Genomic DNA, 14,787 nt, shown 5'->3' on the forward strand with positions numbered 1-14,787 from the left:
GATCATGGCCGTCACCGTATCTCCGGAGCGCGACGTCGTCGCCACCCCCGTGCAGCGCGCCACGCGCGAGGCACTTTATGCCGGCGCCATCGCGCTCGGCCTGTTCGTGCTGTTCATCGGGCTGAAGACCGGTCAGAACATTTCCAATGAACTGGTCCTGACTACGCGCTGGGGCCTGCTCGCCGCCGTGGTGATCGCCACGGCTGTCGGACGCTTCCTCTATGTCGCCTATGGCCAGCCCTTCATGGCCAGCCAGAAGATAACCGACGTTGCCACCGGCCTGTTGCCGGACAGCGTGGCGACGCGGTTCTTCCGGCTGCCCTATTTCATCGCGGCCCTCGTGATCGCGGCCCTGCTGCTTGTCCTGGCCAGTTCGCTTGACGGGCTGCTGGGGCCGGGTCTTGCCGGCTATGCACGGTTCGTGCGGGCGCTGGCGATCATCTACGCCCTGGCCTCGGTGCTGTTTCATTTCCGGGCGTTCATTCACGCGCATTTCTCGGCACTCGGCATAGCCGCGCTGGCGCTCTACCCGATCATCGTCGTGGTGTCGCTTGCTCTCTATGGCGGGTCGATGGCGGCCGGTTTCCAGGGCTCGCTGAAATGGGTCGACAATTTCGGCATCCAGATCCTGATCTATGTGATGCTGGCCTGGGGCCTGAACATCGTCGTCGGCCTCGCCGGCCTGCTCGACCTCGGCTATGTCGCCTTCTACGCCGTCGGCGCCTATGCCTATGCGCTGCTCGGCACCCAATACGGCCTGTCATTCTGGATCCTGCTGCCGGCGGCCGGCGCCATGGCCGCCTTCTGGGGCGTACTGCTCGGCTTTCCGGTGCTGCGCCTGCGCGGCGACTATCTGGCGATCGTGACGCTGGCCTTCGGCGAAATCATCCGCCTCGTGCTGATCAACTGGCGTGAGGTCACCAACGGCTCGGCCGGCATTTCCGGCATTCCCAAGGTCACCTTCTTCGGCCTGATGACCTTCAACGTCTCGGACCCGAACTATATCGCCAAGGTGCTGAACATCGCCACGTCGAGCGCCTACTACAAGATCTTCCTCTACTATTTGATCCTGGGGCTCTGCCTGCTCACCGCCTTCGTCACCATCAGGCTGCGACGCATGCCGGTCGGCCGGGCCTGGGAAGCGCTGCGCGAGGACGAGATCGCCTGCCGCTCGCTCGGCATCAACACCACCACCACCAAGCTCACCGCCTTCGCCACCGGCGCCATGTTCGGCGGCTTTGCCGGCTCGTTCTTCGCGGCGCGGCAGGGCTTCGTCAGCCCGGAATCCTTCGTCTTCCTGGAATCGGCGATCATCCTTGCCATAGTCGTGCTCGGCGGCATGGGCTCGCTGGTCGGCATCGCCGTTGCCGCGCTGGTGATGATCGGCGGCACGGAGGTGCTGCGCGAACTCGATTTCCTCAAGCAGGTCTTCGGTCCCGACTTCACGCCGGAACTCTACCGCATGCTGTTGTTCGGCATGGCCATGGTCATCGTCATGCTGTGGAAGCCACGCGGCTTCGTCGGCAGCCGCGAGCCTACCGCCTTCCTGAAGGAGCGAAGGGCTGTCTCCAGTTCCTTCACCAAGGAGGGTCACGGCTGATGAATGCGAGCTCGATTCAGAAAGCCAACCCGGGCATGAACGACGCCATCCTGCAGGTCGAGCATCTGTCGATGAAGTTCGGCGGCCTCGTCGCAATCGGCGATCTCTCCTTCCAGGCCCGGCGCGGCGAGATCACCGCGCTGATCGGGCCGAACGGCGCCGGCAAGACCACCGTGTTCAACTGCATCACCGGTTTCTACAAACCGTCGGAAGGCATGATCACGCTCAACCGGCAGGATGGAAGCGCCTATCTGCTCGAACGCCTGCCGAACCATGAAATCCCGGCGCGCGCCAAGGTGGCGCGCACCTTCCAGAACATCCGCCTGTTCTCCGGCATGACACTGCTGGAGAACCTTCTGGTCGCCCAACACAACAAGCTGATGAAGGCGTCCGGCTATACCATCCTCGGCCTGTTCGGCTTCAGCGGCTACCGCAAGGCTTCGGCCGAATCGATCGAGCTCGCCAAGCACTGGCTGGAGAAGGCCGATCTCGTCGACCGCGCTGACGATCCGGCCGGCGACCTGCCCTATGGCGCGCAGCGGCGCCTGGAGATCGCGCGGGCCATGTGCACCGGGCCGGAGCTGCTCTGTCTCGACGAGCCGGCCGCCGGCCTCAATCCGAAGGAATCGATGGCGCTCAACGCGCTGCTGATGGACATCAAGAACACGACTGGCACGTCGATCCTTTTGATCGAGCACGACATGTCGGTGGTCATGCAGATTTCCGACCACGTCGTCGTGCTCGAATATGGACGCAAGATCTCCGACGGCAATCCGCAGTCGGTGCGCACCGACCCGCGCGTCATCGCCGCCTATCTCGGCGTCGACGACGAAGAGGTAGAGACCGTGCTGACCGAGGTCGGCGACGAAGACGTGATCGAGCAGTTGGATATCGGTCCGGACTCGGCGCATGGCCCCGGCACATCGGCTTCCTATCTCGCCGGGCCGGTGACCGACACGGTCGGCCACAGCGAGGGTGAACGCGTCACGGTATCTAAAGGCGCCTCCAAGGCGGGGCAGGTCGACGCGCGCGCGAAGATGGCGGCAAGCCAGCCCGCCTCGCTGACCGCCGTTCCGACAGGCAGGCCGGCCGCGAAATCTTCCGCTGCCAAATCCCCGGCAGCAAGGCCGTCCGCCAAGGCTCCGGCGACGCCGAAGACATCAGGGATTTCGAACCGGCTCGCAGCGCCACGCGGCGGCACAGCCGACAATCTGACCCGCATCAAGGGCATCGGCACGGTCAACGAGAAGAAGCTCAACCAGCACGGCATCTTCCATTTCGACCAGATCGCGGCATGGAAGAAATCCGACGTCGAGGCGGCCGAAGCCTATCTCGCTTTCGACGGGCGCATCGCGCGCGAGGAATGGGTCAAGCAGGCCAAGCTTCTCAGCCAGGGCAAGGAGACGGAATTCTCGCGCCGCGTCGATGCGGGCAAGGTGGAAACAAGCCATGCCTCCGGGAAGACTGCTAAAGCAGTTTCCGGGAAGACTGCAAGAGCAGTTTCCGGGACGGCCGCCGCCACGCCTGCGGCGGGCAAGCGCGGAGGGCGCAAGTGATGGCCGGGACAACGCTGCTCGATATTAGGGGTGTCCAGACCTACTACGGCAACATCCGGGCGCTGAACGGCGTCGATGTCACCGTCAAGCAGGGCGAGATCGTGGCGCTGATCGGCGCCAACGGCGCCGGCAAGTCGACGCTGATGATGACCATCTTCGGTGCGCCACGCGCCCGCGCGGGCACCATCACCTTCGCCGGCACCGACATCACCCAGTTGCCGACCCATGAGATCGCGCGCATGCGCATCGCCCAGTCGCCGGAGGGCCGGCGGATATTTCCGCGCATGACGGTGATGGAAAACCTGCAGATGGGCGCCAGCCTCGACAACCTCGAGCACTATGACGAGGACGTCGAGAAGGTGTTCACGCTGTTCCCGCGCCTGAAGGAACGCATCGCCCAGCGCGGCGGCACGCTGTCGGGCGGCGAGCAGCAGATGCTGTCGATCGGGCGCGCGCTGATGGCACGGCCGAAGCTGCTGCTGCTCGACGAGCCGTCGCTCGGCCTGGCGCCGCTGATCGTCAAGCAGATCTTCGACGCCATCCGCGAGCTGAACCGTACGCAGGGGCTGACCGTGTTCCTGGTCGAGCAGAACGCCTTCGGCGCGCTGAAGCTCGCCACGCGCGGCTATGTCATGGTCAACGGCAATGTGACGATGAGCGGCACCGGCAAGGAGCTGCTCGCCAATCCGGAAGTGCGCGCCGCCTATCTCGAAGGCGGCCATCACTGAGTTCAGGAGTCTTAAAGTCATGCAGGGCATTCTCTACGAGGAACCCTCGATCTGGCAGTTCTTCTTCGTCACCTGCCTGCTCGGCGGCTGGGCGGCTTGGATGACGGGCAAGGCCAGCGCCCAGACATGGCGCAGCTTTCTCCAGCTGTTCGCCTACATGCTGGGCCTCGGCCTCGGCGTAAGGTTCATCCATCATGCACTGTTCAACGGCACGATGTTCTCGCTGCATTACTATATCGTCGACACTATCGTGCTGATGATATTGGGCTTCATCGGCTATCAATACACGCGCACCAACCAGATGGTGACACAGTATAATTGGCTCTACGAAAGAGCCTCGCTTTTGAGCTGGAAACCAAAAGGTTGACGTTCATCATTAACGCCGTTTCGGAAATGAATCGGCGTGACAAGTGCCTGAAAATCGGCAAAGTACGCTTTCTGCGAGTAAGAGTGGGCATCGCATGGAAGCATCATTCACGCCCACTCCGTAAATGGGAGCGTTTTACATGAGAAAATCACTTTTGTCCGCCGTCGCCCTGACCGCGCTTGTCGCGTTCGGCGGCAGCGCGTGGGCTGACGTACTGATCGGCGTCGCCGGTCCGATCACCGGTCCGAACGCCGCCTTCGGCGCACAGCTGCAGAAGGGCACCGAGGCGGCGGCCGCCGACATCAATGCGGCTGGCGGCATCAACGGCGAGCAGATCAAGCTTTCGATCGGCGACGACGTCTCCGATCCGAAGCAGGGCATCTCGGTCGCCAACAAGTTCGTCGGCGACGGCGTCAAGTTCGTGGTCGGCCACTTCAACTCGGGCGTCTCGATCCCGGCGTCGGAAGTCTACGCGGAGAACGGCATCCTCGAAATCACGCCGTCCGCGACCAACCCGAAGTTCACCGAGCGTGGCTTGTGGAACACGTTCCGCACCTGCGGACGCGACGACCAGCAGGGCAGCATCGCCGGCGCCTATCTGGCGGCGAACTTCAAGGACGGCAAGATCGCGGTCATCCACGACAAGACGACCTACGGCCAGGGCCTCGCCGACGAGACCAAGAAGGCGATGAACGCGGCGGGCGTGACGGAAGTCATGTACGAAGGCGTCAATGTCGGCGACAAGGACTTCTCGGCGCTGATCGCCAAGATGAAGGAAGCCGGCGTTTCCATCATCTATTGGGGCGGCCTGCACACCGAAGCCGGCCTGATCATCCGCCAGGCGGCCGATCAGGGCCTCAAGGCGACACTGGTTTCCGGCGACGGCATCGTGTCGAACGAATTGGCCTCGATCGCGGGCGACGCGGTCGCGGGTACGCTGAACACGTTCGGCCCCGATCCGCGCCTGATCCCCGCCAACAAGGAACTCGTCGAGAAGTTCCGCGCCCAGGGCTTCGAACCCGAGGCGTACACGCTCTACTCTTACGCCGCCATGCAGGCCATCGCGGCTGCCGCGACGGCCGCCAAGTCGAACGACCCGCAGGAAGTCGCCAAGGCTCTCAAGGCCAACGGCCCGTTCAAGACCGTGCTTGGCGATCTTTCCTATGACGAGAAGGGCGATCCGAAGCTGCCGGGCTATGTCATGTACGAATGGAAGAAGGGCGACGACGGCAAGTACACCTACATCCAGAAGATGTAAGCCTGTCGGCCACGACATTTTTGGAATGCCCGGCGCCAGCGCCGGGCATTTTCGTTTGACGACGAAGAAATCCATTTAAATCGGTTTAATCGCCTCGTGATTTTGTTTGCACTGCAGCATTTTCGCGCTAATCATTGCTTCAGTCCCCATCCTCTCCACGTCTGGAACCTTGTCCTTGGCAATCACGAAGATACTTGTCGCCAACCGGTCCGAAATCGCCATCCGCGTCTTTCGCGCGGCCAACGAACTCGGCCTCAAAACCGTGGCGATCTGGGCCGAGGAAGACAAATATTCGCTGCACCGCTTCAAGGCCGACGAAAGCTATCAGGTCGGACGCGGGCCGCACCTCAACAGGGACATGGGGCCAATCGAAAGCTATCTGTCGATCGAAGAGGTGATCCGTGTCGCCAGGCTTTCGGGCGCCGACGCCATCCATCCGGGCTATGGGCTTTTGTCGGAGAGCCCCGAATTCGCCGAGGCCTGCGCCGAGGCCGGCATCATTTTCATCGGCCCCAAGCCGGATACGATGCGCAGGCTCGGCAACAAGGTCGCCGCGCGCAATCTGGCCATCGAGGTCGGCGTGCCGGTGATCCCCGCCACCGATCCGTTGCCGGATGACATGGAGTCGGTCAAGAAACTGGCCAAGGAGGTCGGCTATCCGGTGATGCTGAAGGCATCATGGGGCGGCGGCGGGCGCGGCATGCGCGCCATTCGCTCCGAGGCCGACCTTGCCCGAGAAGTCACGGAAGGCAAGCGTGAGGCGAAGGCGGCCTTCGGCAAGGACGAGGTCTATCTTGAAAAGCTGATCGAGCGCGCCCGCCATGTCGAGGTGCAGGTGCTGGGCGACACACATGGCAATGCCGTGCATCTGTTCGAGCGCGACTGTTCGATCCAGCGCCGCAACCAGAAGGTGGTCGAGCGGGCGCCTGCGCCTTATCTCGAGCAGTCACTGCGCGAGGAGCTCTGCGGCCATGCGCTGAAGATCGCCCGCGAGACGAGCTATGTCGGCGCCGGCACGGTCGAGTTCCTGCAGGATGCCGATACCGGCAAATTCTACTTCATCGAGGTCAATCCGCGCATCCAGGTCGAGCACACCGTTACCGAGCAGGTGACCGGCATCGACATCGTCAAGGCGCAGATCCACATACTCGACGGTTTCGCCATCGGCACGGCGGAATCGGGTGTGCCGGCGCAGAAGGACATCAGGCTGAACGGCCATGCACTGCAGTGCCGCATCACCACCGAAGATCCCGAGCACAATTTCATCCCGGACTATGGCCGCATCACCGCCTATCGCGGCGCCACCGGCTTCGGCATTCGCCTCGACGGCGGCACCGCCTATTCGGGCGCGGTGATCACCCGCTTCTACGATCCGCTGCTGGAAAAGGTGACGGCGTGGGCGCCGACGCCGGCCGAGACCATCGCCCGCATGAACCGGGCGCTGCGCGAGTTCCGCATCCGCGGCGTCGCCACCAACCTGACCTTCCTCGAAGCGATCATCAACCATCCGAGTTTCGCCGACAATTCCTATACGACCAAGTTCATCGACACGACGCCGGAACTGTTTGCCAGCGTGAAGCGGCAGGACCGCGCGACCAAGCTGCTCAACTATCTGGCCGACGTCTCGGTCAACGGCCATCCCGAAACACGCGGCCGGCCGCAGCCGAAGGCCGACAGCGCCGCACCCATCGTGCCTTATCTCAACGGCAATGTGCCTGGTGGCAGCAAGCAGAAGCTCGACGTGCTTGGGCCGGAGAAATTCGCGGCCTGGATGCGCGAGCAAAGCCAAGTGCTCGTTACCGACACGACGATGCGCGATGGCCATCAGTCGCTGCTCGCCACCCGCATGCGCACGCATGACATCGCCGGCATTGCCGGCACCTACGCGCGTGCCTTGCCGCAGCTGCTGTCGCTCGAATGCTGGGGCGGCGCGACGTTCGACGTCGCCATGCGTTTCCTCACCGAGGACCCGTGGGAGCGGCTGTCGCTGGTGCGCGACGCCGCGCCCAATCTGTTGCTGCAGATGCTTCTGCGCGGCGCCAACGGCGTCGGCTACACCAACTATCCCGACAATGTCGTCCAGCATTTCGTCAGCCAAGCGGCCGCAGGCGGCATCGACCTGTTTCGCGTCTTCGATTGCCTCAACTGGGTCGACAACATGCGCGTCGCCATGGACGCGGTCGGCGCCGAGGGCAAGCTGATCGAGGCGGCGATCTGCTACACCGGCGACATACTCGATCCGACCCGCGCCAAGTACGATCTCAAATATTATGTCGGGCTGGCCAAGGAATTGCAGGCGGCAGGCGCTCATATCATCGCGGTCAAGGACATGGCCGGGCTGTTGAAGCCGGCGGCCGCACGCGTCCTGTTCAAGGCGCTGCGCGAGGCGATCGACCTGCCGATCCATTTCCACACGCATGACACGTCGGGCCTGTCGGCGGCGACAGTGCTGGCGGCGGTGGAGAGCGGTGTCGACGCCATCGATGCGGCGATGGACTCTTTCTCGGGCAACACTTCGCAGCCTTGCCTTGGCTCGATCGTCGAGGCGCTGAAGGGCACCGAGCGGGATCCCGGCCTCGACCCGCAATGGATCCGGAAGATATCGTTCTACTGGGAAGCGGTGCGCAACCAGTACGCCGCCTTCGAGAGCGACCTGAAAGGACCGGCGTCGGAAGTCTACCTGCATGAGATGCCGGGCGGGCAGTTCACCAATCTCAAGGAACAGGCGCGCTCGCTCGGGCTGGAGACTCGCTGGCACGAGGTGGCGCAGACCTATCACGACGTCAATCTGATGTTCGGCGACATCGTCAAGGTGACGCCGTCGTCGAAGGTGGTCGGCGACATGGCATTGATGATGGTGAGCCAGGACCTGACCGTCGCCGACGTCGAGAACCCGGCCAGGGACATCGCCTTCCCGGACTCGGTCGTCTCCATGTTGCGCGGCGATCTCGGCCAGTCGCCCGGCGGCTGGCCGGAGGCGCTGCAGAAGAAGGCGCTGAAGGGCGACAGGCCGATCACGGTGCGGCCGGGTTCGCTGCTGAAAGCAGCCGATCTCAAGAAGAGCCGGACCGAAATCGAGGAAAAACTCGAGCGCAAGCTCAGCGAGTTCGAGTTCGCCTCGTGGCTGATGTACCCGAAGGTTTTCTCGGACTTCGCCGCCGCGCAGGAGACCTACGGGCCGGTCAGCGTGCTGCCGACGCCGACCTATTTCTACGGCATGAAGCCGGAGGACGAGATTTTCGTCGACATCGAAAAGGGCAAGACGCTGGTGGTGCGCTGTCTCGCCATTGGCGATGTCGACGACAAGGGCATGGTCACCGTGTTCTTCGAGCTCAACGGCCAGCCGCGCCGGGTGAAGGTGCCGGACCGGGCGCATGGCGCATCCGCCGCCAAGGCGCGGCGCAAGGCGGAGCCGGGCAACGAGGCACATGTCGGCGCGCCGATGCCGGGTGTCGTCTCCGCGCTTGCGGTTGCCGCAGGGCAGGCGGTCAAGGCCGGCGACGTGCTTTTGTCGATCGAGGCGATGAAGATGGAAACCGCGCTGCATGCCGAGCGTGACGGCACGATCGCCGAAGTGCTGGTCAAGGCCGGCGACCAGATCGATGCGAAGGATCTGCTGATCGCCTTCGGGTGAGACGAGGCGACCCTTCATGGGATATCCAGGGCAATCGCTCCAGGTCAATCGCCGATCTTGGCGCTGCCCCTCGTCCGCCTGCCGGCACCTTCTCCCCGTATAGCGACGGGGAGAAGGGACAATGGCCGCAACGCTGGCGCCCTTTTTGCGACGCTGGTGATTGGCGAAACCATAAATGAGAGCGTCCCTCTCCCCGTCGCTATACGGGGAGAGGATGCCGGCAGGCAGGTGAGGGGCAGCGCAAACGCCTGGCAAGATGCAAATTCGAACCTGAAGTGATTGCCCCTTCATGCCGCATCGATAACGGCTTGACCCGCGGCGCCCGGTCGGGCATCGAACCCGCTCAAATTTGCCGCTTGTCCATCGAGTCGCGGCATGAAAAACGAAGCGGAGAAAAAATGGCCGACGACATTGCCGAGACCAGCCAGACTGTTGCCGCCGGCCAGTTGCGCGCCTTCATCGAGCGCATTGAGCGGCTCGAGGAAGAGAAGAAGACGATCTCCGACGACATCAAGGAAGTGTTCGCCGAAGCCAAGGGCACCGGCTTCGACACCAAGGCGATGCGGTCGATCATCCGGCTGCGCAAGAAGGACCAGGCCGAGCGCCAGGAAGAGGAAACCATCCTCGACCTCTACAAGGCCGCGCTCGGCATGGTGTAAGGCTGGTAACAGCCTTGGGCGCCGGTTGCGGCGCCCTCAACGGGTGAACCATGAGCGAATTCGATTTCGGCGCCCGTCGCGCTTCTGAATTCCGCCAACGCGGCTTCTGGGCGCTGTTCGCGGAACGGCATCCGGAAGAAAGGGCTCTGATGGCGAGGCGCGGACCCTGGTTCTGGCAGCGCGGGCTGCCCGACTTCGCGTTGGTCGTTTCCATGTATGTCGCGCCGGCGCAGAACCATGTCGGTGTCTTCTTCGGTCGCAACGAGAAGCTCGGCGCCACCGAAGCATGGACGCGCCTCCGGCCCTTCAAGGCGGCAATCGAGGACAGACTGGGACTTAGGCCCGAGCAGCGTTCCGAAGGGCTGGGCATAAACTCGCTGTGGCGGGTGAACTGCTTTGCCGAGGACAATTGGCCGGCGATGGCCGACTGGCTGGTGACGGAGGCTTCGCGCATCGAACGCGCGGTCGTCGAGGTTTTGGGAGACGAAGCCCGATCGTGAGGTTGGTCGCCAGTCATGCACTGACCGCACGGCAATCGAAACGCATCGCCCTCAGTTTGGCTTCGAGGCGTCGCGCCCAATTTCGTCGAGATGTTGCTGCAGGGCCAGATTGTCGAGCGACTCCATCGGCAAATTGGTGAATACCGCGATGCGGTTGTTGAGCATGCGGTAGGCCTCGGCGAAGGCGAGATGCTGCTCGGCCTCGGTGCCGTCGGCTTTGGCGGGGTCCGGCACCGCCCATAGCGCGGTCATCGGGTGGCCGGGCCAGATAGGGCAGCTTTCATTGGCCGTGCTGTCGCAAACGGTGAAGACGAAGTTCATCTCCGGTGAGCCGGGTTTGGAAAATTCGTCCCAGCTTTTCGACCTGGCGAAGGATGTGTCGTATTTCAGGCTTTCCAGCAGCTGCAGCGCATAGGGATTGACGGTTCCCTTCGGTTGCGAGCCGGCGGAAAAGGCCTTGAAGCGGCCGTCGCCGATGCGGTTGAGAATGGCTTCGCCCATGATCGACCGGGCCGAGTTGGCGTTGCAGAGAAAGAGGACATTATAGGCATGATCGCTCATTCAGAACTCCTCCGTGTTGGCGCTGCTGTGACAGAATGGCGATGCGGACAACAAGTTCCGGATTGTGAAAGTATTAATGACAGATTTCTGTGTCATGTACGTGTCACATTTCGCCGGGTCTTGCTTTGCCGGTGAGGTTCGGCATTTTCGACGTTCCACGAGCGCAAGCGAGGCTCAATCGATGGGCGATTCGGATCAGGCCGAAACGGCGCCGAAAAAGGTCAGCCAGCCAGCCGGCTTCTTCCGTTCGCGCTGGCAGGGCGCGGCGCCGCTCGACCGGCTGTTCTGGCGCGATCTGGTCTTGGTTGGCACGGCGATCAACATTGCAGTGTCGGTGCTGGCACTCATCCTGCTCGGGTTGAAAATGCCGCTTGCCCTCGTTCTCGCCGTGCATTTCGCGCTGGTGCCCTACAACATCTTTCTCACTCTTGCCGTCTGGCGAACCGCGGAAAAGTCCGGCGGCTTCAAGGCCTCGCTGATGATGATCGGGGCCGTGCTGTGGCTGGTCCTGGTGGTGGTGGTCTGACACGATGCGGTCACGCATGAAAAAGGGCGGCCGCAGCCGCCCTTTACAAAGGTGACGATCAAACGATGGGCTCAGGCGGCCGGCTCGAATTTCAGCGCCACGCCGTTGATGCAGTAGCGCAGACCGGTCGGCGGCGGGCCGTCCTCGAAGACATGGCCGAGATGGCTGCCGCAACGGGCGCAGTGGCATTCGGTGCGAACCATGCCATAGCCGCGGTCGCTCGTGGTCTCGACCGAACCGGGCACCGGGTCGTTGAAGCTCGGCCAGCCGGTGCCGCTCTCGAACTTCAGCCTGGATTCGAACAGCGGCTGGTCGCAGCCGACGCAGGAAAAGGTGCCGGCGCGCTTCTCGTAGAGCAGGGCGCAGCTTCCCGGCCGCTCGGTGCCGTGGTTGCGCATGACGGCATATTGCTCCGGTGTCAGCCGGGCGCGCCATTCGGCGTCGGTGCGGGTGACGGGATAAGTGTGGGTGTCCATCGAAATCTCCTCAGTCTTGGCGGCTCGTTATTGGTTGCAGTGATATTCGCACGAAGATAGGCATTTGTTACGGCGTTTGCCCGCACTTCGATCGTGCCTCAAGCGATCGCCGCGAGATAGCGCGTGACGGATGCATTGAATGCTGTCCTTGCGTCGCCGATGACGTTCTGGTGCCACCATGCGCCATGGATATGGTCGAACTCGAACGGCTCCAGCGCCGCCGCAATGCGGGACACTGCCGTTGCGTTCAGTGGAATGTGGTTCGGGTAGCTGTACATGAAGCTGACATGGCGGCGCGTCGGCGTCACCTGCACCGTGTCGCCGGTCAGCATGGCGTTGCCGCCGTCGCGTTTCCAGTGCAGCACCTGGCTGCCGGCAAAGTGGCCGCCGCAGCGGATAAGTGTCAGCGAAGGGTTTATGGCCCGCGTCTCGCCCTGCCAAGCGATGATCGCCGGATGTGGCCGCATGATCCATTTGCGGTCATCGGCGTGCAGATAGATCGGCACGCCGCCAAACGCCTCGCTCCACTCGACCATCGCCGAATAGAAGTGGCAGTGCGAAATGGCGATCGCCGCGAGGCCGCCCCGCCAGTTGATCTCGGCGACCGCCTCATCGCTGACCATCGAGATGCAGTCCCACAGCACGTTGCCGTGCGGCGTTTCGACCAGCAGTGCCCGCTGGCCGATGGCGAAGCGTGGCTCGATGCCTAAGGCAAGCACGCCGGCATCGTCCTTCATCACAAGCCGATGCCCGGCCGCGAGCGCTTCCGGGGTGATCCAGGCCTGGCCTTCCCAGCGCACATATTGCCGCTCGTCTTCGCAGACCGGGCAGCGTTCTGGGGGCGCTTCGCTCGCTGCGAATTGGACACCGCATTGCAGGCAGAGGAAGCAGGTCATGATGGCTCCAGTGATGGGAAATCGCTCAGTGCTTTCGCGAAAGCTGCTTCGTCGCGGCTTCGAGGCCGGAGAGCGTTAGCGGAAACATTCGGCCGCCGAAGATGTCGCGGATCATGGCGATCGAATGGGTGTAACCCCAGTTCTTCTGGCTTTCCGGGTTGAGCCATACCGCGTTCGGCCATTGCTGCAGCAGGCGGCCGAGCCAGACGGCGCCGGCCTCGGGGTTCCAATGCTCTACCGAGCCGCCGGGATGCGCGATCTCATAAGGGCTCATCGAGGCGTCGCCGACGACGATCACCTTGTAGTCGGGACCATATTTGTGAAGGAGGTCGAAGGTCGCAATCACCTCCGCATGGCGGCGGCGATTGTCCTTCCATACGCCCTCGTAGAGGCAGTTGTGGAAATAGAAATATTCGAGCTGGCGAAATTCGGCGCGGGCGGCCGAAAACAGCTCCTCGACGCTCCGGACGTGATCGTCCATCGAGCCGCCGACATCGAAGAACATCAGGAGTTTCACCGCGTTGCGCCGCTCGGGCCGCGTCTTGACGTCGAGATAGCCATGCTCGGCGGTGGCATGGATGGTGCCGGGCAGGTCGAACTCTTCCTCGGCGCCCTCGCGCACCCAGCGGCGCAGCCGCTTCAGCGCGACCTTGATGTTGCGGGTGCCGAGTTCGACGGCGTCGTCGAAATTCCTGAACTCGCGCTTGTCCCAGACTTTGACCGCGCGGCGGTGGCGGCTTTCGTGCTGGCCGATGCGCACGCCTTCGGGGTTGTAGCCATGGGCGCCGAAGGGCGAGGTGCCGCCGGTGCCGATCCATTTCGAACCGCCCTGATGGCGGCCTTTTTGCTCTTCCAGCCGCTTTTTCAGCGTCTCCATCAGCTTGTCGAAACCGCCGAGCGCCTCGACCAGCTTTTTCTCCTCGTCGGTCAGATGCTTTTCGGCTAGGCGGCGCAGCCATTCCTCCGGGATGTTAGCGGCATCGACCGCGTTTTCGCCTGCCAGCGCCTCGACGCCTTTGAAGATGTGCGAAAAGACCTGGTCGAAGCGGTCGATGTGGCGCTCGTCCTTCACCAGGGCTGTGCGCGCGAGGTAATAAAAACCCTCGACGTCATAATCGACCAATCCTGCTTCCAGACCTTCCAGCAGCGACAGATATTCCCGCAGCGAAACGGGAACGCGTGCTGCCTTCAGTTCGAGGAAGAAGGGGATGAACAATTGCTATCTGTGCCTCAAGATCACGGCGGATTCACCCCCGGCACTGTCGATTTCACCGGATCGCAGCAGATCCGCTACCGTACTTGGATCGGGTATGGGCAAGTGCCTTGCAGTACGCGCTTCGGCCCATTCGCGCATGGCAGACGTAGCGTCGGCAATTGCTTCCCCGGGGCTTGCGCCGCCACCGTGGCAGCCGGGAAGATCGCGCACCCGCACTCCCCAGACGTCATCTGCGCCATCCAGAATTGCGACATAGCGGATCATTCAGCTCGTTCCCAGGCTACTTCAACCGCGCCTGCCATTATAGCAGATCGTACTCGATGAAGCCGGTCCGCCGCGCGACATAGTCGTAGAGCTTGCGCGCGGTGGCGTTGGTCTCGTGGGTCATCCAGTAGACGTTCTTGACGCCGATCTTGCCGGCTTCCTGCTTGACCGCTTCGATGAGGGCGGCACCCACGCCCTTGCCGCGCACCTCGGGGTCGGCGAACAGGTCCTGCAGATAGCAGTTGTTTATCTGCGACCAGCAGGAGCGATGATAGAGATAGTGGGTGAGGCCGACCGCCTTGCCGTCGAGGGTGGCGATGAACCCCTTCGGCTCGAACTCGCCCGCCGTGAACAGCCGCTTCCAGGTGATGGCGTAGATCTCTTCCGGCAGCTTGGTTTCGTAGAAGGTGAGATAGGCGGTCCACAGACGTTGCCAGTCGGCATGGTCGGATTGCGCCAAGGGGCGGATGGTGATCTCGGTCATTTCGCTCTCCTGTGAAGTTCAGGTCCGAGGCTGCCTTGCCGTTTGCCTTGCGGCAACGGTCC

General features: G+C 62.9%; 14 protein-coding genes and 2 pseudogenes. 10 read left to right on the forward strand and 6 right to left on the reverse strand.

The features are described from left to right. Positions 1–4 precede the first annotated feature (4 nt). The 9 genes and pseudogenes from MESS4_RS35100 to MESS4_RS05760 all read left to right on the forward strand — a co-directional run. Positions 5–346, forward strand: a pseudogene (locus MESS4_RS35100) (DUF3382 domain-containing protein); the annotation flags it as partial. 144 nt (positions 347–490) lie between these two features. Beyond that, a pseudogene (gene livM, locus MESS4_RS05725) lies at positions 491–1,600 on the forward strand (high-affinity branched-chain amino acid ABC transporter permease LivM); the annotation flags it as partial. Then, the gene (locus MESS4_RS05730; protein WP_006327596.1) at positions 1,600–3,156 is read left to right on the forward strand and encodes an ATP-binding cassette domain-containing protein; all 1,557 of its coding nucleotides are present in this window, start codon (positions 1,600–1,602) and stop codon (positions 3,154–3,156) included. The pseudogene livM and the gene MESS4_RS05730, both read left to right, overlap by 1 nt. Continuing rightward, complete coding sequence (locus tag MESS4_RS05735) at positions 3,156–3,884, forward strand: ABC transporter ATP-binding protein (RefSeq protein WP_006327597.1); 729 nt, start codon at positions 3,156–3,158, stop codon at positions 3,882–3,884. The genes MESS4_RS05730 and MESS4_RS05735 overlap by 1 nt, the downstream gene beginning before the upstream one ends. A 19-nt stretch (positions 3,885–3,903) precedes the next feature. Next, positions 3,904–4,251 carry a DUF6867 family protein gene (locus MESS4_RS05740; protein ID WP_006327599.1) on the forward strand — a complete coding sequence of 116 codons (348 nt, stop codon included), beginning with the start codon at positions 3,904–3,906 and terminating at the stop codon, positions 4,249–4,251. A gap of 139 nt (positions 4,252–4,390) precedes the next feature. After that, on the forward strand, positions 4,391–5,509 hold the full coding sequence (locus tag MESS4_RS05745) for a branched-chain amino acid ABC transporter substrate-binding protein (protein WP_006327601.1): 1,119 nt from the start codon (positions 4,391–4,393) through the stop codon (positions 5,507–5,509). Between the two features lie 175 nt (positions 5,510–5,684). Further along, positions 5,685–9,143 (forward strand): pyruvate carboxylase, encoded by a 3,459-nt coding sequence (pyc, locus tag MESS4_RS05750; protein ID WP_006327605.1) that lies wholly within the window; start codon positions 5,685–5,687, stop codon positions 9,141–9,143. 398 nt (positions 9,144–9,541) lie between these two features. Continuing rightward, the gene (locus MESS4_RS05755) at positions 9,542–9,802 is read left to right on the forward strand and encodes a DUF2312 domain-containing protein (protein WP_006327606.1); all 261 of its coding nucleotides are present in this window, start codon (positions 9,542–9,544) and stop codon (positions 9,800–9,802) included. 50 nt (positions 9,803–9,852) lie between these two features. Further along, positions 9,853–10,302 (forward strand): hypothetical protein, encoded by a 450-nt coding sequence (locus tag MESS4_RS05760; protein WP_006327608.1) that lies wholly within the window; start codon positions 9,853–9,855, stop codon positions 10,300–10,302. Positions 10,303–10,353: 51 nt separating this feature from the next. Here MESS4_RS05760 and MESS4_RS05765 read toward each other — a convergent pair whose 3' ends face one another. Beyond that, entirely contained in the window at positions 10,354–10,863 is a 510-nt protein-coding gene (locus MESS4_RS05765) for an arsenate reductase ArsC (RefSeq protein WP_006327616.1), read from the reverse strand. A 181-nt stretch (positions 10,864–11,044) separates the two neighbouring features. Here MESS4_RS05765 and MESS4_RS05770 point away from each other — a divergent pair, with 181 nt between their 5' ends. Continuing rightward, a complete protein-coding gene (locus MESS4_RS05770; protein ID WP_006327617.1) occupies positions 11,045–11,389 on the forward strand; it encodes a hypothetical protein in 345 nt (114 codons plus the stop codon). Positions 11,390–11,460: 71 nt separating this feature from the next. On the opposite strand, the gene msrB is transcribed toward MESS4_RS05770, so the two are convergent. The 5 genes from msrB to MESS4_RS05790 form a co-directional block, all read right to left on the reverse strand. Next, positions 11,461–11,865, reverse strand: coding sequence for a peptide-methionine (R)-S-oxide reductase MsrB (msrB, locus tag MESS4_RS05775; RefSeq protein WP_006327618.1), 405 nt, complete (start codon positions 11,863–11,865; stop codon positions 11,461–11,463). A gap of 98 nt (positions 11,866–11,963) precedes the next feature. After that, positions 11,964–12,761 (reverse strand): hypothetical protein, encoded by a 798-nt coding sequence (locus MESS4_RS05780; protein WP_006327620.1) that lies wholly within the window; start codon positions 12,759–12,761, stop codon positions 11,964–11,966. 25 nt (positions 12,762–12,786) lie between these two features. Continuing rightward, positions 12,787–13,977, reverse strand: a complete 1,191-nt coding sequence (locus MESS4_RS05785; protein ID WP_006327621.1) for a VWA domain-containing protein — start codon at positions 13,975–13,977, stop codon at positions 12,787–12,789. Between the two features lie 3 nt (positions 13,978–13,980). Then, complete coding sequence (locus tag MESS4_RS31770) at positions 13,981–14,241, reverse strand: type II toxin-antitoxin system HicB family antitoxin (RefSeq protein ID WP_006327622.1); 261 nt, start codon at positions 14,239–14,241, stop codon at positions 13,981–13,983. A gap of 37 nt (positions 14,242–14,278) precedes the next feature. Further along, positions 14,279–14,725 (reverse strand): GNAT family N-acetyltransferase, encoded by a 447-nt coding sequence (locus MESS4_RS05790; protein ID WP_006327623.1) that lies wholly within the window; start codon positions 14,723–14,725, stop codon positions 14,279–14,281. Positions 14,726–14,787: the final 62 nt, after the last annotated feature.

This window comes from Mesorhizobium sp. STM 4661 (assembly GCF_000359125.1).
GTDB lineage: Bacteria > Pseudomonadota > Alphaproteobacteria > Rhizobiales > Rhizobiaceae > Mesorhizobium.